21 protein-coding genes are annotated in these 21,398 nt (G+C 59.5%); 13 read left to right on the top strand and 8 right to left on the bottom strand.

Annotation, left to right across the window (positions count from 1 at the left end):
• Positions 1–6 precede the first annotated feature (6 nt).
• The 5 genes from A7976_RS09955 to ilvD form a co-directional block, all read right to left on the bottom strand.
• Positions 7–2,058, bottom strand: a complete 2,052-nt coding sequence (locus A7976_RS09955) for a thioredoxin domain-containing protein (RefSeq protein ID WP_067110905.1) — start codon at positions 2,056–2,058, stop codon at positions 7–9.
• 92 nt (positions 2,059–2,150) lie between these two features.
• On the bottom strand, positions 2,151–3,053 hold the full coding sequence (locus A7976_RS09960) for a D-hexose-6-phosphate mutarotase (protein ID WP_067111179.1): 903 nt from the start codon (positions 3,051–3,053) through the stop codon (positions 2,151–2,153).
• A gap of 11 nt (positions 3,054–3,064) precedes the next feature.
• Positions 3,065–3,559: a DUF2269 domain-containing protein gene (locus A7976_RS09965; RefSeq protein WP_067110909.1), complete on the bottom strand. Its 495-nt coding sequence runs from the start codon at positions 3,557–3,559 to the stop codon at positions 3,065–3,067.
• Positions 3,560–3,562: 3 nt separating this feature from the next.
• Positions 3,563–4,663 carry a saccharopine dehydrogenase family protein gene (locus tag A7976_RS09970; protein ID WP_067110912.1) on the bottom strand — a complete coding sequence of 367 codons (1,101 nt, stop codon included), beginning with the start codon at positions 4,661–4,663 and terminating at the stop codon, positions 3,563–3,565.
• Between the two features lie 2 nt (positions 4,664–4,665).
• A complete protein-coding gene (gene ilvD / locus A7976_RS09975) occupies positions 4,666–6,519 on the bottom strand; it encodes a dihydroxy-acid dehydratase (protein ID WP_067110915.1) in 1,854 nt (617 codons plus the stop codon).
• Positions 6,520–6,579: 60 nt separating this feature from the next.
• Between ilvD and lgt the strand changes: the two genes are divergently transcribed.
• From lgt to A7976_RS09995, 4 genes are all read left to right on the top strand, one after another.
• Entirely contained in the window at positions 6,580–7,362 is a 783-nt protein-coding gene (gene lgt, locus A7976_RS09980) for a prolipoprotein diacylglyceryl transferase (RefSeq protein ID WP_067110918.1), read from the top strand.
• 74 nt (positions 7,363–7,436) lie between these two features.
• Positions 7,437–8,123, top strand: coding sequence for a phosphate regulon transcriptional regulator PhoB (phoB, locus tag A7976_RS09985; protein ID WP_067110920.1), 687 nt, complete (start codon positions 7,437–7,439; stop codon positions 8,121–8,123).
• A 77-nt stretch (positions 8,124–8,200) separates the two neighbouring features.
• Entirely contained in the window at positions 8,201–9,514 is a 1,314-nt protein-coding gene (phoR, locus tag A7976_RS09990) for a phosphate regulon sensor histidine kinase PhoR (protein WP_067110923.1), read from the top strand.
• A gap of 17 nt (positions 9,515–9,531) precedes the next feature.
• Positions 9,532–10,008 (top strand): hypothetical protein, encoded by a 477-nt coding sequence (locus A7976_RS09995; RefSeq protein ID WP_067110927.1) that lies wholly within the window; start codon positions 9,532–9,534, stop codon positions 10,006–10,008.
• 8 nt (positions 10,009–10,016) lie between these two features.
• Here the strand turns inward: A7976_RS09995 and msrB are convergent, their stop codons facing one another.
• The gene (gene msrB, locus A7976_RS10000) at positions 10,017–10,412 is read right to left on the bottom strand and encodes a peptide-methionine (R)-S-oxide reductase MsrB (protein ID WP_067110930.1); all 396 of its coding nucleotides are present in this window, start codon (positions 10,410–10,412) and stop codon (positions 10,017–10,019) included.
• A 110-nt stretch (positions 10,413–10,522) separates the two neighbouring features.
• Entirely contained in the window at positions 10,523–14,356 is a 3,834-nt protein-coding gene (locus A7976_RS10005) for a DUF3683 domain-containing protein (RefSeq protein WP_067110933.1), read from the bottom strand.
• A 215-nt stretch (positions 14,357–14,571) separates the two neighbouring features.
• Between A7976_RS10005 and A7976_RS10010 the strand changes: the two genes are divergently transcribed.
• From A7976_RS10010 to A7976_RS10050, 9 genes are all read left to right on the top strand, one after another.
• A complete protein-coding gene (locus tag A7976_RS10010; protein WP_067111183.1) occupies positions 14,572–15,081 on the top strand; it encodes a peroxiredoxin in 510 nt (169 codons plus the stop codon).
• Positions 15,081–15,635, top strand: a complete 555-nt coding sequence (locus A7976_RS10015) for a DinB family protein (RefSeq protein WP_067110936.1) — start codon at positions 15,081–15,083, stop codon at positions 15,633–15,635. The genes A7976_RS10010 and A7976_RS10015 overlap by 1 nt, the downstream gene beginning before the upstream one ends.
• Before the next feature lie 2 nt (positions 15,636–15,637).
• On the top strand, positions 15,638–16,048 hold the full coding sequence (locus A7976_RS10020; protein ID WP_067110938.1) for a CopD family protein: 411 nt from the start codon (positions 15,638–15,640) through the stop codon (positions 16,046–16,048).
• 13 nt (positions 16,049–16,061) lie between these two features.
• Positions 16,062–16,787: a hypothetical protein gene (locus tag A7976_RS10025; RefSeq protein ID WP_067110940.1), complete on the top strand. Its 726-nt coding sequence runs from the start codon at positions 16,062–16,064 to the stop codon at positions 16,785–16,787.
• 103 nt (positions 16,788–16,890) lie between these two features.
• A complete protein-coding gene (locus tag A7976_RS10030) occupies positions 16,891–17,454 on the top strand; it encodes a TetR/AcrR family transcriptional regulator (RefSeq protein WP_067110942.1) in 564 nt (187 codons plus the stop codon).
• A 60-nt stretch (positions 17,455–17,514) separates the two neighbouring features.
• Positions 17,515–18,456 carry a carbohydrate kinase family protein gene (locus tag A7976_RS10035; RefSeq protein WP_067110944.1) on the top strand — a complete coding sequence of 314 codons (942 nt, stop codon included), beginning with the start codon at positions 17,515–17,517 and terminating at the stop codon, positions 18,454–18,456.
• A gap of 10 nt (positions 18,457–18,466) precedes the next feature.
• Entirely contained in the window at positions 18,467–18,922 is a 456-nt protein-coding gene (locus A7976_RS10040) for a glycine zipper 2TM domain-containing protein (RefSeq protein WP_067110946.1), read from the top strand.
• A 155-nt stretch (positions 18,923–19,077) separates the two neighbouring features.
• Positions 19,078–19,833 (top strand): GNAT family N-acetyltransferase, encoded by a 756-nt coding sequence (locus A7976_RS10045; protein ID WP_067110948.1) that lies wholly within the window; start codon positions 19,078–19,080, stop codon positions 19,831–19,833.
• Positions 19,834–19,874: 41 nt separating this feature from the next.
• Entirely contained in the window at positions 19,875–20,636 is a 762-nt protein-coding gene (locus A7976_RS10050) for a 1-acyl-sn-glycerol-3-phosphate acyltransferase (RefSeq protein WP_240483849.1), read from the top strand.
• Here the strand turns inward: A7976_RS10050 and A7976_RS10055 are convergent.
• Complete coding sequence (locus A7976_RS10055; RefSeq protein WP_067110953.1) at positions 20,551–21,384, bottom strand: symmetrical bis(5'-nucleosyl)-tetraphosphatase; 834 nt, start codon at positions 21,382–21,384, stop codon at positions 20,551–20,553. The genes A7976_RS10050 and A7976_RS10055 overlap by 86 nt on opposite strands.
• Between the last annotated feature and the right edge of the window lie 14 nt (positions 21,385–21,398).

Genomic DNA, 21,398 nt, shown 5'->3' on the forward strand with positions numbered 1-21,398 from the left:
AAGCAATCATAAACGTGTTTCACCCTTATTGCCAAGGGGCCGCAAGGTCTCCAGCAGGGCTTCCCAGTCAGCGATTGCAGGCAAGCACTCAACGCCTCGACATACCCATGCGTTGACATTATTTTGCATTGGCCGTTCAAGTATTGCGGGCAAGTCGCGTATCGCCTCCGGCAAGGCCATCACCAGCGCCGAAGGCAGCCATGATTTATCCAGCCTTTCCTTCCAGGACTGAACATCGGCCTGCGGACCGCGCAGTATCACAAGAGTCGGAGGCACCAGATATTCGTCGAGCGCCATCACCATGCTGGGACAGGCCGCGGGATTGCGCCCCATGATGGTGGCGAATGCCCGCAGGGTTTTTTCGGCGGCCTGTAGATAACGCACCTCGCCAGTCAGATGGCCGAGCCGCTGCAAAGACAATGCGGCGATACCGTTGCCGGAGGGCGTGGCATTGTCGAAAGCGGATTTGGGGCGTTGGATCAGCGGCTCATGATCGTGGCTGGTGAAAAAGAAGCCGCCCGTTTCCTGATCCTCGAACCGCGCCAGAAGCGCTTCGGCAAGATCAATGGCAAAGTCCAGGTCTGTCTTGCGAAAATCAGCCTGAAGCAGATCGAGCAATGCCGCGAGCAGGAAGGCATGATCGTCGAGATATGCGTTCAGGTGCGCCTTGCCATCCTTGCTCGTCGCCAGCAATTTACCTTCCCGCCATAAATGACTTCGGATGAAATCCACGGCTTCGTGAGCTGCAGCCGCCCATTCCATACGACCGCATACACGGGCCGCACGCGCCAGGCCCTGGATCATCAGCGCATTCCAGCTGGCCAGTATCTTGTCGTCGCGGCCCGGCGGAATACGCTGCGCCCGGTAATCGTAGAGCTTGCCGCGCGCGGATTTCCACACGCTTATTGCGTTCTCAGTCGTCAGCCCCAAAGCCTTGGCCGCTTCTGCAAAACTGCGTGTTGCATGCAAATGCCAGGCATGCTCGAAATTGGGCGTGGATCCCAGCCGGAAGCGCTGCTCGAGGAACTGCTCTTCCTGCTCATTGAGCAACTGCCGCAATTCCTCTTTCTGCCAGACGTAAAACTTGCCCTCTACGCCCTCGCTGTCCGCATCCAGCGAGGAGTAAAACGCGCCTTGCGGCGAACGCATCTCGCGCATCGCCCAATCCACGGTGCGTTTGATGACTTCCAGGTAATGTGCATCCTTCGTCATGCGCCAACCGTCGCTATAGAGGCATAGCAGTTGGCCATTGTCGTAGAGCATTTTTTCGAAGTGCGGGATTTCCCAATGATCGTCCACGCTGTAACGGCTGAAGCCGCCGCCGACGTGGTCGTAGATGCCGCCCTCGGCCATCCTGGTCAGCGTCAGCGCCAACATGTGACGGGCGTTCTCGTCGCCATGCCCGGCTTGCTGGAGCAATAGCGCCAGATCGGCCGGATTGGGAAACTTGGGCGCGCCGCCGAAGCCGCCGTTCACCTTGTCGAACATCTCGGCCAGATGCGCGGCCGCCGCCGTCACCGCCGCACCGTCAAGTTCGGCCGGGGTGTCCTGTCGCATGGTTTTTTCCAGCACGGCGAGAACCGATTCATTCTGCGATTCGATTTCGCCCCGGCGCTCGTGCCAGGTCGAGGCGATATGTTTCAGCAGATCGGCAAATCCGGGCAGGTTGTAGCGTGGCGTGGGCGGGAAATAAGTGCCGCCGAAAAACGGGACTTGGTCGGGCGACAGAAACATCGTCAGCGGCCAGCCGCCGCCAGCGCGGGAAAGTATGGAGTGTGCGCTCTGGTAAATCTGGTCGAGGTCGGGTCGCTCCTCGCGGTCCACCTTGATATTGACGAACAACTCGTTCATCACCGCCGCGGTGGCAGTATCCTCGAAGGATTCGTGCGCCATCACATGGCACCAGTGGCAGGCGGAATAGCCGATGGAAAGCAAGATCGGCTTGTTCTGCTCTCGCGCCAATGTGAGCGCTTCCTCACCCCAGGGATACCAATCCACGGGGTTATCGGCGTGCTGCAAAAGGTAGGGGCTGGTTTCGCCGGCAAGACGGTTGGACATGGAGTCACCTCGGTGAGGCTTGGTCAGTCGCGCAAAAAGACTGCAATAACGAATAGTTTAGTCAACAATTGGCCGTGCTTGTTTCAGCAGATTCACAAATGTTCGGTGCGATACTCCACCGTCAGCGCATGCGTGCTGCGCGGCGCGACCTTGACCATATTGTGCGCGGCATTTGCCGACTCCACGCACAGCATGCGCGGCCACTGATCTCCGACGTCGTCGATTCCGGCCGCCTTTTCCTGCCACGGGGTCCAGACTACCGTCGTCGCACTGCCGGACTTCGCGATGCGGATGCGGCGGCGCAAGCCCGGATCCTCAATCACGCACTCCGCTTCGGTATCGACATACACGCGATCCGTTTCGCCGGTGAAATCGATGACGCCTTCCTGCTGCCTGCGCACAAAGTTCTCGACCTTGTCCAGATAGGCGCAGCCTTCTAAACCGACCACTTTTACCTTGGCAATATCCGCTACCTGAAAATAGGTGTGGAAAGCCTCGCCGATCACAAATTCTTCGTCGCCCGTATTGGTCGTGGTCAGTGTCATGCGCAGCGTCTCGCCTAACAGCACATCCAGCGTCAACAGCGAAGAATGAGGCCATTGCGCATGGGTATCCGCACCTTGCAACAGGCGCAGGGTCAGCCGCGTTGCACCATCTTCCTCGGCAGAAGCGCCGATGACTTCCCAAGGATGATTGCGCGCAAATCCGTGCGCGGGCAGCCCGGGATCGTTCGGATGCACGCCGAACCACGGCCAGCACACCGGAGCACCGCTATGCGCCGGCCTGCCCTGTATAAGCCTGGCTTTCTCCGAATACCACACGACCGGAACCGAGGTCGATCTCGGCCGCCAGGCCAGCAGATGCGCACCTTGCAGCGTCAACCGGGCAGAAGCCAGCGGGTTTTCGATCTCGGCCACCACCAGGCCGCTGGGGTCTTCGACGAACTTGAGTTGCTTGCCGATACCGAAACGGGTGTTCAATTCTTCCATGTTCATGATGATGTCCTTCATTGTCGGAATGCCGCAGCAACCGCGGGCATGACTGGCTTGAATACCATCAAACCGTAAACCACGATCATGGCGGTAAATGCGACCATGCCCAGCCACATCCAGTAGCGGCACAATTGCCAATAGCGTTGAGTAAGGGCTTCCCCACGGCGTACAGCGATACGCGATAGCCGCCGCATTTCGATCTGCTGCCACACCACGGGAAGCCAGCAGGCACCGGCCAAAAGGTACAGGCCGATGGCCCACGCCACCCAGCCCTGCGTCAGCGGCCATCCGGCGAGATATACCATCCACAAGCCGGTGATCGGCTGAATGATCGCCGTAGGTGTGGTGAACAGCCAGTCGGCCAGCACCACACGCTCCATCACCACGGCAATGCTGCGCACGTCGCCGGAGCGGTCGGTCGTCCATTTGTAGAATGCCGTCCCCAAGCCGGTACCGAACATCAGCGTGGCACTGAGGATGTGCATCCACTTCAGCAGCAGATACTCCATGTGTCAGCCGTGTATCTGCCGGATATCCAGCCCGACCAACGCACCCATGTATTCATCGAGCGTCAGTAATCCGACACATGGCATGGCGCCGCGTTCCGTCACACTGCCGCTCGCCAGCTTGCGAACCAATGCAATCGCGGCACCGCAGGGAATGTGCGGGCCGTGATGCTGCCCCGCCAGGATATGCCAAACACGTGTCAGCGGCCGGCCTTGATGATCGATGCCGGAAAGCTCGACATGCATCGCGGAAGCCTGTGGGCCGAGAATCTCCAGCCTCCGACTGATCCAGTGCAGGGATTGGGCCCATTCGGCCATATTGTTCACGATGCCCCAGCGCACCAGCCAGGAAAAAAACCAGGTCGCCAGATGCGCCACGGGGACACCGAGCCCGGCATGGAAGGTCACGGTTGTTACGTCCGGATAGCGTTGCGCGAAGACTGCCAGATCGGGCACATCGCAATTGCCCAACCAGCGCTTGCCTATGGGGGCGGGATAGCGCCGGCGATGCAAATCCTGCCAGCCGAAAACGCCTTTCCACAAGCCTTTTTCCAGCCGCATGAAAGGCTTGCCGCAATAACCCAGCACCGCCCGCAAGGTCGCCAGTCCGGGCGTTTTCGCACCGGAAACAATCGCATGGCGGATCGAGTCGAGGCGCGAAAATTCAGGAAGGAAATAATCCACCGCAGCCGAGGACAATGCCGGAACCGAACTTGCCCCGCTCGCCACCAGCACTTCTGCCAGATGCGCGGCAGCGTCCAGCTTGCCGATGCCTGCCACAAAATCCCGGCCATCGGCCAGGTCGAGGTAATGGCAACCCGCATCGATGCATGCCTGCGCAACGCGGTAGTCCTGCTGTTGAAATGGCCCGGCGGTATGGATGACGGTATTCACCGCCATCGCCTCCAGTTGGCGAGCCAGCGAAGTAACATCGGCGTCGAGCGCTATCCCTTGCCGTTCCGGCAAACCGATCTCGGCGGCGAAACGACGCGCCTTCTTTTCGTCGCGACCGGCGATCAGCAACCGAAGATTGTCATCCTGAGCCAGCGCGCGGCTGATGTAAGCGCCGAAATTGCCGTAGCCCCCGAGGACAAGAACAGTATGCAAGCCTAACGTTTCTCCACTTGAGAAACGTCCCGCACCGCCCCCTTGGCTGCCGATGTCGTCATTGCCGCATAAGCCCGCAACGCCGGCGATACCGTACGCTCGCGATTGACGGGCTTCCAGGCCTGCGCGCCCTTGGCTTCCATCGCCTTGCGGCGGCTTTCCAGCTCTTCCACCGAAACATCCAGATGAATGCGGCGGTTGGGGATATCGATTTCGATGGTGTCGCCCTCTTCCACCAGGCCAATCGCGCCGCCTTCGGCCGCTTCAGGAGAAGCATGGCCGATGGACAGACCCGAGGTGCCGCCGGAAAAACGACCGTCGGTGAGCAGGGCGCACTCCTTGCCCAGCCCCTTGGACTTCAGATAGCTGGTCGGATACAGCATTTCCTGCATGCCGGGGCCACCGCGCGGGCCTTCGTAGCGGATTACCACCACGTCGCCGGCGACGATCTGGTCATTGAGGATGCCTTCCACGGCGGCGTCCTGGCTTTCGAAAATACGGGCGCGGCCGGTGAATTTGAGAATGCTGTCATCCACGCCTGCGGTTTTGACGATGCAGCCGTCGAGCGCGATATTGCCGTGCAGCACAGCGAGGCCACCATCCTGCGAGTAAGCGTTCGCTTTGTCGCGGATACAGCCTTCGGCGCGGTCTTCATCCAGTTCGGGATAACGCATCGACTGGCTGAACGCGATGGTGGTCGAGACACCGCCGGGCGCTGCGCGGAAAAAATCACGCACGGCGCTGTCCTGCGTGCGGCGGATATCCCACTGGTCCAGAGCTGCGGCCATGCTGGGCGCATGCACCGTTGGCACGTCGCGACGGATCAGACCGGCGCGATCGAGCTCGCCCAGGATCGCCATCACGCCGCCGGCACGGTGCACGTCTTCCATATGGTATTTCTGCGTAGCGGGCGCCACCTTGGACAGGCAGGGAACGCGACGGGATATCTGGTCGATGTCGGCCATCGTAAAATCCACGCCGGCTTCGTGCGCCGCTGCCAGCAAATGCAGCACGGTGTTGGTCGAGCCGCCCATGGACACGTCTAGGCTCATCGCATTCTCGAAGGCCTCGAAAGTAGCGATGGAACGCGGCAGCACGCTGGCGTCATCCTGCTCGTAGTAACGTTTTGCCAGGTCGACGATCAGACGGCCGGCGCGCAGGAAAAGCTGCTTGCGGTCGGCATGGGTCGCCAGCGTGGAACCGTTGCCGGGCAGCGAGAGGCCGAGCGCTTCAGTCAGGCAGTTCATCGAGTTGGCAGTAAACATGCCGGAGCAGGAACCGCAGGTCGGGCAAGCGGAACGCTCGACCTCGGCCACATCGGCGTCGCTGACATGGCTGTCAGCCGCCTCGACCATCGCGTCCACCAGATCCAGCTTGCGCACTACGCCGTTCCAGTTGACCTTCCCTGCTTCCATCGGGCCGCCTGAAACGAACACAACGGGGATATTGAGACGCAGCGCCGCCATCAGCATGCCGGGGGTGATCTTGTCGCAGTTGGAGATGCACACCAGCGCGTCGGCGCAGTGCGCATTGACCATGTATTCCACGCTGTCGGCGATCAGGTCGCGGCTGGGCAAGCTGTACAGCATGCCGCCGTGGCCCATCGCGATGCCGTCATCGACCGCAATGGTATTGAATTCCTTGGCGACGCCACCGGCCTTTTCGATCTCGCGCGCGACCAGCTGGCCCATGTCCTTCAGATGTACGTGACCCGGAACGAACTGGGTGAACGAGTTGGCAATGGCGATGATGGGCTTGGTGAAGTCCTCGTCCTTCATCCCGGTTGCGCGCCACAACGCGCGGGCGCCGGCCATGTTACGACCGTGGGTAGTGGTCCTGGAACGATACTGGGGCATGATGAACCTCGGGAAAACGTATAATCTTGCAATTTTACCCCATTAAGACGCCGAGACTCTATGCTTGTTCACCCGCAATTCGACCCCATCGCCATCCATCTCGGCTCCTTCGGCATCCATTGGTACGGCTTGATGTATCTGATCGGTTTCCTGGGCGTATTGTTTCTCGGCAAATGGCGCATCCGGCGCAATCCCGACAGCATCGTCAGCGAGCGCGATCTCGACGACATGCTGTTTTACGGCGCGCTGGGAGTGATTCTTGGCGGGCGCCTGGGCTACGTGCTGTTCTATCAGCCGGGCTATTACCTCAGTCATCCTTTGGAAATCCTAGCCGTATGGCAAGGAGGCATGTCTTTCCACGGTGGGTTCCTCGGCGTGCTGGTAGCCATGTGGCTCTTCGTGCGCAAAACCGGCAAGAACTGGCTGGCGGTGATGGACTTCGTTGCGCCGCTGGTGCCGCTGGGCCTCGGCGCCGGGCGGCTCGGTAACTTCATCAACGGCGAGCTGTGGGGCCGCGCCACCGATGTGCCATGGGCGATAGTCTTCCCGCAGGTGGATAATCTACCGCGCCACCCGTCGCAACTCTATGAATTCGGATTGGAGGGCATCGCGCTGTTTCTGTTGCTGTGGATATACTCCAGCAAGCCGCGCCCGGTGGGTGCAGTTTCCGGACTGTTTCTGATCGGCTACGGCGCGTCGCGCTTCATTGTGGAGTTCGCACGCGAGCCCGATAGTTTTCTCGGCCCGCTGGCGCTGGGCATGAGCATGGGGCAATGGCTGAGCCTGCCGATGATACTGATCGGCATCTGGATGCTGCGCCGCGCGCTGACGAGAAACAATTAGCCGATTTTTTGTCACACAAATGTCACATTGACGTCATATAGTGAGCAGCATCTTAGTTCGGTAAAGGAATTCCGATGCCCGCCAACATATTGATTATTGAAGACGAACCGGCCATCCAGGAGCTGCTGACGCTCAACATCACCCAGGCCGGCCATAATCCGATCCGCGCCTTGAGCGTGGAACAGGCGCAACAACTGATGCGCGAGACCATGCCCGATCTCATCCTGCTCGACTGGATGCTGCCGGGCATGAGCGGCATCGAGTTTGCCCGTCGTTTGAAGTCGGACGAGTACAGCAAAAGTATCCCCATCATCATGTTGACCGCGCGCAGCGAGGAAATCGACAAGATCCGCGGTCTCGACGTCGGCGCGGACGATTACGTCACCAAGCCGTTCTCGCCGCGCGAACTGAACGCGCGCATCAAGGCCGTACTGCGCCGTCGCGCGCCGCAGATGACAGACGACCCCATCGAATCCGGCACGTTGCGTCTCGACCCGGTCACCCATCGCGTCACCGGCAACGGCATCCAGCTCGATCTCGGCCCGACCGAATTCCGTCTGCTGCACTACCTCATGTCCAACCCTGAGCGCGTACATTCGCGCTCGCAGGTGCTGGATCGCGTATGGGGCGACCGCGTATTCGTTGAGGACCGAACCGTGGACGTTCATATCCGCCGCCTGCGCCAGGCGCTCGCCGCTTCCGGGCATGAAGAAATGATCCAGACCGTACGCGGCGTCGGCTACCGTTTCTCGGCGAAGTAACCGATAATGTGCGTCCGATTGAAGCTGTAGCGCCGCACGTAATTTTTCTACAGCTTCCGAAAACTGGATGCAACTACATGCATGAATTCCGCTGGCGCCTGCTATGGCTGTCAATTCCCACTCTGCTGCTTTGCCTGCTCCTCTGGCCCTTGCTCGGCCTGGAATATGCTTTTGGAACCCTGGCCTTTGCAGCGATTGCTTATTTGATCGCGCATTTCTACTGGCTTGAAAAATTTGCCTTGTGGCTGAAGCAGCCCGAACTGGCCGCCATGCCGATCGGATCCGGAATCTGGGAAGACGTGTTTGCCGCGCTGTATCAGGAAATCCGCCGCCAGACCAGCAGCCACACGGAATTGACCTCAGCGCTGGAGCGCTTCCAGCATGCCGCCAGCGCCTTGCCCGACGGCGTCGTGCTGCTCAACAACAACGACCAGATCGAGTGGTGCAATCCGCCGGCGGAAATCCAGCTTGGTCTGAACCCCGCACAGGATACCGGCCAGCCCATCGGTTACCTGGTCCGCCAGACTGAATTCACCAGCTATCTGCAGGCGCAGGATTACGCCGAGCCGATCAAGCTCAACACCCTGCGCAACCCGGATATCACGCTTGAAATCCAGCTGATTCCCTTCGGCGACAAGCAAAAGCTGCTGCTGTGCCGCGACATCACTCCGATGGAAAAAATCGAAACCATGCGGCGCGACTTCATTGCCAATGTTTCGCACGAACTGCGCACGCCGCTCACCGTCGTCGGCGGCTTCCTCGAAACGATGGAGGACATGGGCAGTGGCATCCCGGAAAACATGCGCCAGTATTACAAGCTGATGCAGGAACAAACCCTGCGCATGCGCCGCCTGGTGGAAGACCTGCTGACGCTGTCGCAGCTCGAAAGCAACCGGACCACGCCGCAAGAAATCGAAATCGATGTGCCATCGCTGCTCGGCATGTTGATGACCGAAGGCGAAAGCCTGAGCAGCGGCCGTCATAGCTTGAAGCTGGAAATGGATAAAAACCTCAACCTCAATGGCGCCGCCGAGGAATTGCATAGCGCCTTCGGCAATCTGGTCAGCAATGCTATCCGCTACACCCCGGAGGGCGGCGATATCACGCTAAAATGGAGCATGCGCGGCGATAATGCAGTCTTCAGCGTCACCGATACCGGCCTCGGTATCGAGCCCGAACACATCAGCCGCCTGACCGAGCGTTTCTACCGCGTCGACCGTAGCCGTTCCCGCTCCACCGGCGGCACCGGCCTCGGCCTGTCCATCGTCAAGCATATCCTGACGCGGCACCAGGCCAAGCTGGAAATCCAGAGCGAAATCGGCAAGGGCAGCACATTCGGGGCCGTATTTCCTGCCGCGCGGGTGATACGAAAGAATTTGATCGGGACCTGAATACCGAGGAGCGGTTCATGTCGCTGGAAACCTGGGAATTGATGAGCTACGTGGTCACCGTGATCGGCCTGCCGCTGGCAATCGCGGTATTCCTGTACGAGCAGCGCAAGGAACGGGAAAACGAGGAGGAGGAGGTCTACCAGCTACTCTCGGACAACTACCAGGACTTCCTCAAGGTGGCGCTGGAAAATCCTGACCTGCGACTATTCTCGACCGAAGGCACCACCTCGCTCAATGAAGATCAACGAGAGCGGCAGCTCATCGTTTTCGTCATGCTGATGTCGCTCTTCGAACGCGCATACCTGCTGCTGCATGAGGATGACATGTCGCCCAAACAGGCGCGACGCTGGCACTCATGGGAAGATTACATTCTGGAATGGTGCAGCCGCCCGGATTTCCGCGCGAATTTTCCGCGCCTGCTGCACGGCGAAGACCCGAGTTTCGTCCGTTATGTGGAACACCTCGTTTCCACGCAGGAAGCAGGCACCCTGTAGCGCAGGCCTCAGACCTTAGGCTCGAAACTCAGCGAGGCAGAGTTGATGCAATAGCGCAATCCCGTCGGTGGGGGGCCATCCGGGAACACGTGACCGAGATGGGCATCGCATACATTGCAAATCACCTCGGTGCGTATCATGCCGTGTGAAATATCACGTTTCTCGCGTACATTTTCCGGGTTGAGCGCCTTGAAATAGCTGGGCCAGCCGCAGCCGGAATCAAACTTGGTATCCGACTCGAACAGCGGCGTGCCGCAGCACACACAGGTGTAAATGCCGTGCTCGCGATGATGAAGGTAAGCGCCGGTCCCGGGCCGCTCGGTTGCGGCATGGCGTGTGACTTCGTACTGGGTTGGCGTAAGCTGTGACTTCCACTCCGCGTCAGGTTTCACTACCTTGGCCATGGTAGTTCTCCTCATCGTACTTTTTTGAATCGCCAGGATGCCAAGAGCGCCAAGTAAAAATTTCATTGCGGAATCCTCACTTGGCGTTCTGGCGGAAAACAGTTTAAAACTTACAACAAAACCTTCTCGATGCCGCCCTGGTTGGCCTTCGCCACATAATCTTCCATCCAGTTCGGCCCCAGCAGGTTTTTGGCAAGCTCGACCACAATGTAATCGGAACCGATGCCGGTGTCATCTTCGTAGCGTTGCAGGCCTTGCAGGCAGGACGGGCAGGAGGTCAGGATCTTCACTTCCTGCTCCGGTGCGCCCGGCGTGAGGCCGAGCTGCTTCATGCCTTTTTCCAGCTCTTCCTGCTTGCGCATCTTGACCTGGGTTGCGATGTCAGGACGCGCCACCGCGAAGCTGCCGGACTCGCCGCAGCAACGATCGTTGAGCGGCACATCCACACCCATCAGCGCATTCGTTACCTTGGCCGAGGCGTAAGTCTTCATCGGCGTGTGGCACGGCTCGTGGTACATGTAGCGCACCCCTTGCACGCCTTCCATTTTGACACCTTTTTCCATCAGGTATTCATGGATGTCGAGCAGGCGGCAGCCGGGGAATATCTTTTCGAACTCGTATTTCAGCAGCTGATCCATGCAGGTGCCGCAGGAGACGATCACGGTCTTGATGTCGAGATAGTTCAGCGTGTTGGCGACCCGGTGGAACAGCACACGGTTTTCGGCGGTGATTTCCTGGCCCTTGTCGTGGTTGCCGGCCGAAGTCTGCGGATAGCCGCAGCACAGGTAGCCTGGCGGCAGCACGGTAATCGCGCCGGTCTCGTACAGCATCGCTTGCGTCGCCAAACCGACCTGCGAGAACAGGCGCTCCGAACCGCAGCCGGGGAAGTAGAACACTGCATCGGAATCCTCGTTCGCCTTCTGCGGATTGCGAATGACAGGCACCATGGTGTCGTCTTCCAGCCCAAGCAGCGCACGCGAGGTCTTGGTCGGCAGCGCCTTTGGCATCGGTCGAGTGAGGAAATGAATCACCTGTGCCTGGATCGGCGGCTTGCCGACCGTTGCCGGCGGATGCTTCTTGAATGGGCGGATCATGCCGACCTTCTTCGCCAGCTGATAGCCGAAGCGCTGCGCCTTGTAGCCCCACTGGATCATGCCGGTGCGGAGCAGCTTGATCGTCGCCGGATCCTTTGCGTTGAGGAACGTCATCGTCGCCAAGGTGCCGGGGTTGAACGCCTTCTTGCCCTGCTTGCGCAGGAAGTTGCGCATTGCGACCGACACGTCGCCGAAGTCGATGTCCACCGGGCACGGATTCTTGCATCGGTGGCACACCGTGCAATGGTCGGCGACATCGTTGAATTCGTCGAAATGCATCAGCGAGATGCCGCGACGGGTCTGCTCTTCATAAAGGAACGCCTCAATCAGCAGCGAAGTCGCGAGAATCTTGTTGCGCGGGCTGTACAGCAGATTGGCGCGCGGTACGTGCGTGGTGCACACCGGCTTGCACTTGCCGCAGCGCAGGCAATCCTTGATGGAGTCGGCGATGCCGCCGATTTCAGACTGCTCCATGATGATGGATTCCTGCTCCAGCAGGCCAAAGCTGGGCGTGTAGGCATTGCGCAAATCGGCGCCCGCCATCAGCTTGCCCTTGTTGAAACGGCCTTCCGGGTCGACCTTGCGCTTGTACTCGGCAAAGGTGTCGATGACCGTCTGATCAAGGAACTCCATCTTGGTGATGCCGATGCCGTGCTCGCCGGAAATCACGCCGCCGAGATCGGTTGCCAGCTGCATGATGCGCGCGACCGCGGCGTTGGCTTCCTGCAGCATGCCGTAATCGTCAGAGTTGACCGGGATATTGGTATGCACGTTGCCGTCGCCTGCATGCATGTGCAGAGCGACGAACACGCGGCTCTTCAGCACCGCCTTGTGGATGTCGTCGAGCTTATCCAGGATGGGCAGGTATTCGCGGCCGGTGAAAATCTGGTGCAGCGGCTTGCGCACTTCGCGCTTCCACGACACGCGCAAATGATGCTCCTGCACCGCACGAAAGACCGGCAGCAGCTCGCCGAGGCCAGCCTTGGAAATCAGCTCCTGCGCCAGCGTGCCGAACTCGTGCAGCGGCGAATCGAGGCCGCCCAGGATATGCTGCCAATGCGCGCGGGTATCCTGGATCAATTGCAGCGCCTGCGCGCGCTTGGCGACGACCATTTCCGGGTCGGCCTGGGTATCCTCATCCTCCAGCAGCGGCAGATCGCCTTGCAGGAAGGTTTCCAGCGCATCCAGCAGCTTGAGCTTGTTCTTGATCGACAACTCGATATTGATGCGCTCGACGCCGTCCGAATAGTCGCCCAGGCGTGGCAGCGGAATCACCACGTCCTCGTTGATCTTGAACGCGTTGGTATGCGCAGCGATCGCGGCAGTACGTGCGCGATCCAGCCAGAATTTCTTGCGCGCCTCGGCGGACACGGCGATAAAGCCTTCGCCGCCGCGCGCATTGGCGAGACGCACGATATGCGAGGCGGCTTCGCCGACCGCGTTTTCGTCATCGGAAGCGATGTCGGCGATCAACACCATCTTGGGGCGCTGCGCGCGGTTGGCCTTGGTCGCATAGCCGACGGCCTTGAGATAGCGCTCGTCCAAATGCTCCAGGCCGGCAAGAATCGCCGACGGATGCGCGTCGAGGTAATCCTTCACTTCGACGATGGCCGGCACTGCCAGCGCCACCGAGCCAAAGAATTCCAGGCAGATCGTGCGCACATGCTTGGGCATGCGGTGCAGGATAAAGGTGGCCGAAGTGATCAGGCCGTCACAGCCCTCTTTCTGCACGCCCGGAAGGCCGGCGAGGAACTTGTCGGTCACGTCCTTCCCCAGACCGGTCTTGCGGAAATGGGGCCCCGGAATTTCCAGGATTTCGGGCTCGCCCTGCAGCGTTTTGCCGTCCTCGCGATAGCGGCTGATGCGGAAACGCGCGGTTTCGATATCGTGTATCTTGCCGAGATTGTGATCCAGGCGCTCGACTTCCAGCCAGGTCGCGTCCGGCGTCACCATGCGCCACGAGGCCAGGTTATCCAGCGCGGTACCCCACAGCACGGCTTTCTTGCCGCCGGCATTCATCGCCACGTTACCGCCGATGCAGGAGGCATCGGCCGAAGTCGGATCCACCGCAAATTCAAGACCGGCATCCGTAGCCGCTTCCATCACGCGACGCGTCACCACACCCGCGCCACAGCGGATGGTCGGTACCGCATTCGCCACGCCGGGCAAGGCGCGATAATCGACCGGGCTCAGGCTTTCCAGCTTTTCGGTATTGATCACCGCCGACATCTTGGTCAGCGGCACGGCGCCGCCGGTATAGCCAGTGCCGCCGCCGCGCGGAATCAGCGTCAAGCCGAGTTCGATACACGCCTTGACGATAGGGGCGATCTCTTCTTCGGTGTCGGGGTTGACCACGACAAACGGGTATTCGACGCGCCAGTCGGTGGCGTCGGTCACGTGCGATACGCGCGCAAGTCCGTCGAACTGGATGTTGTCCTTGCGGGTGATCTTGCCCAGCTTCGCCAGAGTCTGCTTGCGCAGCCTGGCGGTCTGGCGGAACTCCTCCTCGAAACCGGCCACGGCCTTGCGCGCGGTTTCGATCAGCGTCACGACTTTGGGATTGTTCTGGCTGCGCTCGTCGATGGCTTTGAGGCGATGGTGCAGCGCGTCCGTCAGCGCCTTGAGACGCTTGGGGTTCGCCAGCAGGTCATCCTGCAGATATGGGTTGCGCGTGACCACCCACAGATCGCCCAGCACCTCGAACAGCATGCGCGCGGAACGGCCGGTCTTGCGCTCACCGCGCAACTCGTTCAGCACATCCCAAGATTCCGTGCCGAGAAACCGCATGACGATTTCGCGGTCGGAGAACGAGGTGTAGTTGTAGGGAATTTCGCGCAGGCGAGTGGTCATGGACAGAGAGCTAAAGGTTGCCGAAAGGGTTGGATTATAGCATAGTGAAATGGGAAATAACCCTTTGAAATATATATCCATTATTGTAATGAGAGCATTGTTTTTCAAGGACATTTGAGACAGGCATTGCCGCCCCCGGAATCGACGTTTTATGCAGGAATGACAAACCCCCGGGAATGGAACAAAATACGTCCTATGCACATCAAAGGCTGGCCATGTCTTCATTCAATGCACGCAAGTTACTGATCCCGCTCGTTTTGCTCGCCCTGCTCGGCGCGCTGGTCTTTTTCGTCACCGACAAGAACCAGGCGCCGGACGTCAAGTTCACCACCATCACCGGACAAGAAATCGGCATGCAGGATTTGCGCGGCAAAATCGTGCTGGTCAATTTCTGGGCCACCACCTGCTCCGGCTGCATCGCGGAAATGCCCAAGCTGATCGAGACCTATAACCGCTATCACAAGCAAGGCTTCGAACTGGTGGCGGTGGCCATGTCTTACGACCCGCCCAGCCATGTAGCGAATTACTCCAAAAAGAACGGATTGCCGTTTCCCGTAGCCCTGGATTTGCAGGGCGAGCTGGCCACGGCATTCAACGATGTAAAACTGACGCCGACCGCCTTCGTCATCGACAAGAACGGTCGCATCGTGCGCAACGTGGTGGGCGAGCTGGACTTCAAGGCCCTGCACGCCATGCTCGACGAACAGCTGGGGAGAAAAATCTGATGGACTTCAAACAACAGTTTATATACCAGATCGATTACCAGCACTGGGCCAACGATGCGCTATTCAACGCACTGGACCGCCTGGATCCCGCCGCCCGCACCAGCCCGCAAAAACTCTATTTCGGCAGCTTGCACAACAACATCGACCACCTGCTGTTTTTCTACGGCAAATGGTTCGCCCGGCTCAAGGGCGAACCGCAGGCGACCGGCTACACCGGTACCGTCCATCACGACTGGCGCGACCTCAAGAACGGCATGCGCCGCGAAGTCCGGGAAATACAACGCTGGCTGGAGCGCCAGCCGCAAGACTTCTTCGACGAGCGCCTTTTTTTCACCCGCACGCGCAGCGGTGAGGAAAACAGCATCTGGGTACGCGATGCGCTGACTCACATCTTCACCTATGCGGCGACGGAGCGCGGCAATCTCGCGGCGATAGCCGGCACGCTGGGCGCCCCTTTCCCGGCGCTGTCCTATTACAATTATCGCCACGAAATGGGCGAGCATCTGCACAACATGCGCCAGGCCGCATCGAGCGTCACCGCCAGCGGTATTTAGAAGTGCTGTGGGTCAAGTCGCTGCACCTCATTTTCGTGACCAGCTGGTTTGCCGGGCTGTTCTATCTGCCCCGCCTGTTCGTCAACCATGCCATGGTGGATGACGCAGCCACAGTTGGCCGCCTGCTGCTGATGGAAAAGAAACTCTACCGATTCATGACCCCATTGGCCGTATTGGCCTTAGGCTTCGGCCTGTGGCTTTGGCTGGGCTACGGCATCACGGGCGGCTGGCTGCATGCCAAACTGGCTTTGGTTGCGGTACTGATCGGCTATCATTACTATTGCGGCAGGCTATTGAAAGATTTCGAGCAGGGCCGCAACCGACACAGCCACGTCTGGTATCGCTGGTTCAACGAACTGCCGGTACTGATTTTATTTGCGGTCGTACCACTCGCCATTGTCAAACCCTTCTGATTACGGATTCCTCATGCTGCACTCCGATTGGCTTTTGAAAATGCTCGACAAGGCCGGGAACACGCCGGGCCGGCGCGTATTATCGCTATTCGACATTCTGCAGGACTGGGCCACCGCCCCCGGACTGAAAGCCGACGCGGAAATGACCGGTTCGGAGGATGCGCTCATTGCATACCTGACCGGGCAATTATCAGCCCTTCGCCTGCCGGAGCCCGACATCCTGGCCACCCAGATTTATTTCATCGCCCTGGGCGCATTGCAAACCGCTGGCACAGGCGAGCACGACGATGCATTCCTTCAGGGAAAACAGGCTGCCGCAGTACTTCTGGATGCGTATCGCTCGCCTCGACGGGTAAAAACAGAGGCTGCCGTGGCTGCGTCCTTTTTCATACTGGTTTCAGCCATTTTCATTTCGGCAGGGGAAACGCCTGTCGCACCGTCGCAACCGATGGCAACGTTTCCGGCGCCGACAGACGTTGGAGCAATGCAGCCCGTCCAAGCACTCTCCGGCAACAGTCCGGACCAGGTCGCATCACTGCATGATTCGCTGGAGCGCATGCGACGCGGCGTTTGCCAATACCCCCAGGCGCTGATGCTGGCCCCCGAGGCACGCGCCGTTTTCATTGAAAACGTCGTCAACGGCTCCGTTCCGACCGACGCCGGCCAGATGCGCGAAGCAAGCCGGCTGGCGCAAAAAGTCGAATGCTATTACGCGCCGGTGGCAATGACCGCGCTGTAGCGACCATACCGAACGGTTATCTCCAGCCCCTGTCCGACCGCTTGCTCCGGCCTGCGGATCGGCTGTAATATACAGACCTGTAAACCTCACGGACATCCTCACCTTGTCTGCATTGCGCGAAAAAATCCTGAATGTTGCCTCCGACCTGTTCCAGACCCGGGGAATCAATTCAACCGGCGTCGATACCATCGTCGCCGTCGCCGGCACGACCAAAATGACGCTGTACAAGCACTTTCAAACCAAGGAAAACCTGATCCTTGAAGTGCTGAAGCGCCACAATCAGGAGTTTCGCGACTGGCTGACGGAGAAGCTCGGGCAATCCTCGCGTACGCCGGACAAGAAATTACAGGCGCTGTTCGATTACATCGAGGAATGGATGGCCGCGCCGGAGTTTCGCGGGATGCCTTTTCTCAAGGCATCGGCAGAGTTCCCCAACGAAGAAAACCCGGTGCATCGCCTTTCCACGGAGCAGGCCCGACAATTCCGGCAATACCTTGGATCGCTTGCGCAGGAAGCCGGCGCGAGCGATCCGGAAACCCTGGCGCTGCAACTTTCCATGCTGATCGAGGGCGCGATGCTGGCCGAGCAGATGCGCCGCGGTTCCGGCGCCGCCAAGCATGCCAAGAAAGCCGCACGCGTGCTGATCGAGGCCGCGCTCAAACGATAAGTTGCTGTATTTCCTGTGGGTGGCGGATAATGCCGCATTTTCCACACATCCAGTAACGCTATGCAAACCCTGATCTGCGGCTCACTCGCTTTCGACACCATCATGGTGTTTCCGGACCATTTCAAGCATCACATCCTTCCGGAAAAGATCCATATCCTCAACGTCGCATTCTTGGTGCCGGAAATGCGCCGCGAATTCGGCGGGACAGCCGGCAACATCGCCTACAACCTGAACCTGCTGGGCGGAAATCCGCTGATCATGGCGACCGTCGGGGACGATTTCGGCCCGTACGCCGAACGACTCAAAACCATGGGCATCAAAGCGAATCATGTGCGCCATATTTCCGGCAGCTATACCGCACAAGCCTTCATTACCACCGATCTCGCCGACAATCAGATCACCGCTTTTCATCCGGGCGCGATGAACAACTCTCATGAAAATAGCGTGAAGGATACGCAAGATGTCAGCCTCGCCATCATCGCTCCGGACGGCCGCGAGGGCATGTTCCAGCACGCGCGTGAATTACATGAGGCGGGCATTCCCTTCATGTTCGACCCCGGCCAGGGCTTACCGATGTTCAATGGTCAGGAACTGATGCATTTCCTCGGCATGGCGGATTACCTGGCCGTGAACGATTACGAAGCGCAGATGATGCAGGAAAAGACCGGCCAATCCATGACGTCGCTGGCGCAACAGGTCAAGGCGCTGATCGTCACGCGCGGGGCCGAAGGCTCGATCATTTATGCCGAAGGTCAACGGTTCGATATCCCCTGCGTTGAAGCAGATGCGGTGCTTGATCCCACAGGCTGCGGCGATGCCTATCGCGCCGGGCTTGTTTACGGCATTCAGCAAGGGTGGGACTGGCAACGCACAGGGCAATTGGCTGCGGTCATGGGCTCGATCAAGATTGCAAGCCGCGGCGGGCAGAACCACGTGCCATCCAAAGACGATATCGCCGCGCGCTACCGCAAAGCCTTTGGAACGGAGCCGGTTTTAGTTTAGGAGAACGATCATGGCCAAGTATTTACGCATTTTCATCGTCCTGTGCCTCGGCGCATTGCTCGCGGCCTGTGCCAGCAGCAATTCCGGCGACACCTACTCGCGCAGCCAGACGCGACAGGTACAAACCGTCAAGATGGGTGTCGTCGAAAGCGTTCGCCTGGTGAAGATCGAAGGTACCGGCAGCCCGGTCGGTACGGGCGCTGGCGCTGTCGTCGGCGGAATTGCAGGCAACTCCATGGGGGGCGGGCGCGGCCGAGCCATCACGACCGTGATCGGTGCCGTCGCTGGCGGGCTTGCCGGCGCGGCTGCGGAAGAAGGCATCACCCGCAAGGAGGGCGTGGAAGTCACGGTCCAACTGGACAAGGGCCCGATGATCGCCATCGTACAGGAGGCTGATGAAGAGTTTTATCCGGGCGACCGCGTGCGCGTACTCGAAGGCGGCGGCGTAACACGCGTCAGCCATTAGAACATCCCGCGCCTTGCACTGCATCCCGCAGGCAAGCGGCGCGATGCATGAAATCTGCCGAGAGGCGCCAAGCTTCATCCAAGCTTAAAGTAGCCGTCACCATTCTGTAACACCCTCCCCATAAAGTTGCGCCGATTATTTATCGGAGCAACTTTATGCTTGAGCAGCAAAAAGCGCTTGCAGCGCAAAACGAACCGTCTTCCCTTTATTTCAGCCTCGCACGCAGCCCTTCCGAAGTTCGTGAGGCACAAGCCTTGCGTTACCAGGTTTTTGCAGAAGAAATGGGCGCGCAGCTGCCGGGCAGCGAACGTCTGGACCGCGACGGGTTCGACCCCTTTTGCGACCATCTGCTGGTGCGCGACCGCGAAAACGGCAAGGTCGTCGGCACTTACCGCATCCTCAGCCCGGAAATGGCCAACGAAGCGGGCGGCTATTATTCCGCCGGCGAATTCGATCTGACACGCCTGGAACCCCTCTTCGACCGCACCGTGGAGGTCGGCCGCGCCTGCGTGCATCCGGATTACCGCAACGGCAGCACCATTGCCCTGCTCTGGGCCGGACTTGCACGCTACATGCTGCTGAATCGCTACGATTACCTGATCGGCTGCGCCAGCATCAGCATGGCCGACGGTGGACACCTCGCCGCCAGCCTCTATAATAGGCTCAAGAATGATTACCTCGCCCCGGCTGAATACCGTGTCTTCCCTCGCTGCCCATTACCCCTCGACGCGTTGCAGAACGATATCGACGCGCCTTGCCCGGCGCTGGTCAAAGGCTATCTGCGCCTGGGTGCCTATATGTGCGGCGATCCGGCATGGGATCCCAGCTTCAACACGGCGGACCTGCTGGTAATGCTGCCGATCTCGCGCATGAACCGGCGCTACGCCGAACATTTCCTCAAGCGGCCTTGAGCGGGGAACATACTTCACTGCCTACGCGACTGTGGCGGCTGATGCTTCTCACATTGCATCTGCTGCACGGGGTTGCCACCGCGACATTCCTGCTGCCCCGCTTGACGCCGGAACAGCGCGAGCGACGCATTCAGCAGTGGTGCAGAAGAATCCTCGTCATCCTGAATATTCGCGTTGCCACGAGTGGGCATCTTCCGGATGCCCAAACGGTCCGGACCCTGTTCGTTTCGAACCATATTTCCTGGATCGACATCTGGGCCCTGAAACAGCTGCATCCCATGCGCTTCGTCGCCAAATCGGAGATACGCGGATGGCCGATTATCGGCTGGCTGGCAGAAAAGTCGGGCACCCTGTTCATCGCCCGACACAAGCGTCATGAAGTCGGGCGCACGATGAATAGCGTCGAACAGGCGCTCTCGCAAGATGACTGCCTGTGTTTTTTCCCTGAAGGCACAACCACTGACGGCACGGAACTGAAACCCTTCAAATCCAGCCTGTTCCAGGCCGCGATAAACGCCAACGCCCTTATCTGGCCGCTGGCAATTCATTATCCCGGCGCATCGGGCGGTACGAATACCGAAGTGGCGTATTGCGGAGATATTACGATGCAGCAATCGTTATGGGCGGTTCTGCGCCAGAAGGAGATCGTCGTTGAACTCCGCTTCGCCGCCCCACTCCCGGCCGCCGGGCAAGAGCGGCGCAATCTGTCGCATCACGCTAGGCAGGCCATAGCTTCCCGATTGCCTCTTGCTCGGCACACGGCACCTGAAACAAGCGCCGGTCTTCCAGACGCACAGCGCTGAGCTGGCCACCCCAGAGACAGCCCGTATCCAGCGCGATCAGGTTGTCGCGCATCATCAACCCCAACGCCGACCAGTGACCGAACAACAGCGTCTTGTCGGTCGCCTTGCGACCAGGCACCTCGAACCATGGCATCAGCCCGTCGGGAATCTTGTCCAGTTCGCCCTTGAACCGGAAATCCATCACTCCGTCAGCGCTGCAAACGCGCAGACGCGTCAGCACATTGGTCACGACGCGCAATCGATCCATCCCGCGCACCCCTTCCTCCCAGCGGTCCGGCAGATTGCCGTACATGTGGGCAAGAAAGTTGCGGTAATCGCTGCCGCGCAACGCAGCCTCGACTTCCTGCGCCAGATCAAGCACCTGCTCGCTCTCCCATTGCGGCAGCAGACCTGCGTGTATCATCAGATATTCGCCTTCACCATAGGCCATGGAGCGATGACGCAACCAGGTCAACAGCTCGTCGCGATCCGGCGCTTCCAGCAAAGCCTGCAAGGTATCGCTCCGATGCGGCGGGACAAATCCCTCCGCCACAGCCAGCGCATGCAAATCGTGATTGCCGAGCACCACGCGCAGCGATGCCTCATGCTGTTTAGCCCAACGTAAAATTGCCACCGAATCCGGGCCGCGATTGATGATATCGCCGACCAGCCAGAGTTGGTCGCGGGCAGGATTGAAGCCTATCTCTTCCAGCAAATGGCTGAAGGAAGAAAAACAACCCTGGATATCGCCTATTGCGTATGTCGCCATGATTCGAAACTCTG

It is taken from the genome of Methylobacillus sp. MM3 (assembly GCF_001645185.1).
GTDB lineage: Bacteria > Pseudomonadota > Gammaproteobacteria > Burkholderiales > Methylophilaceae > MM2.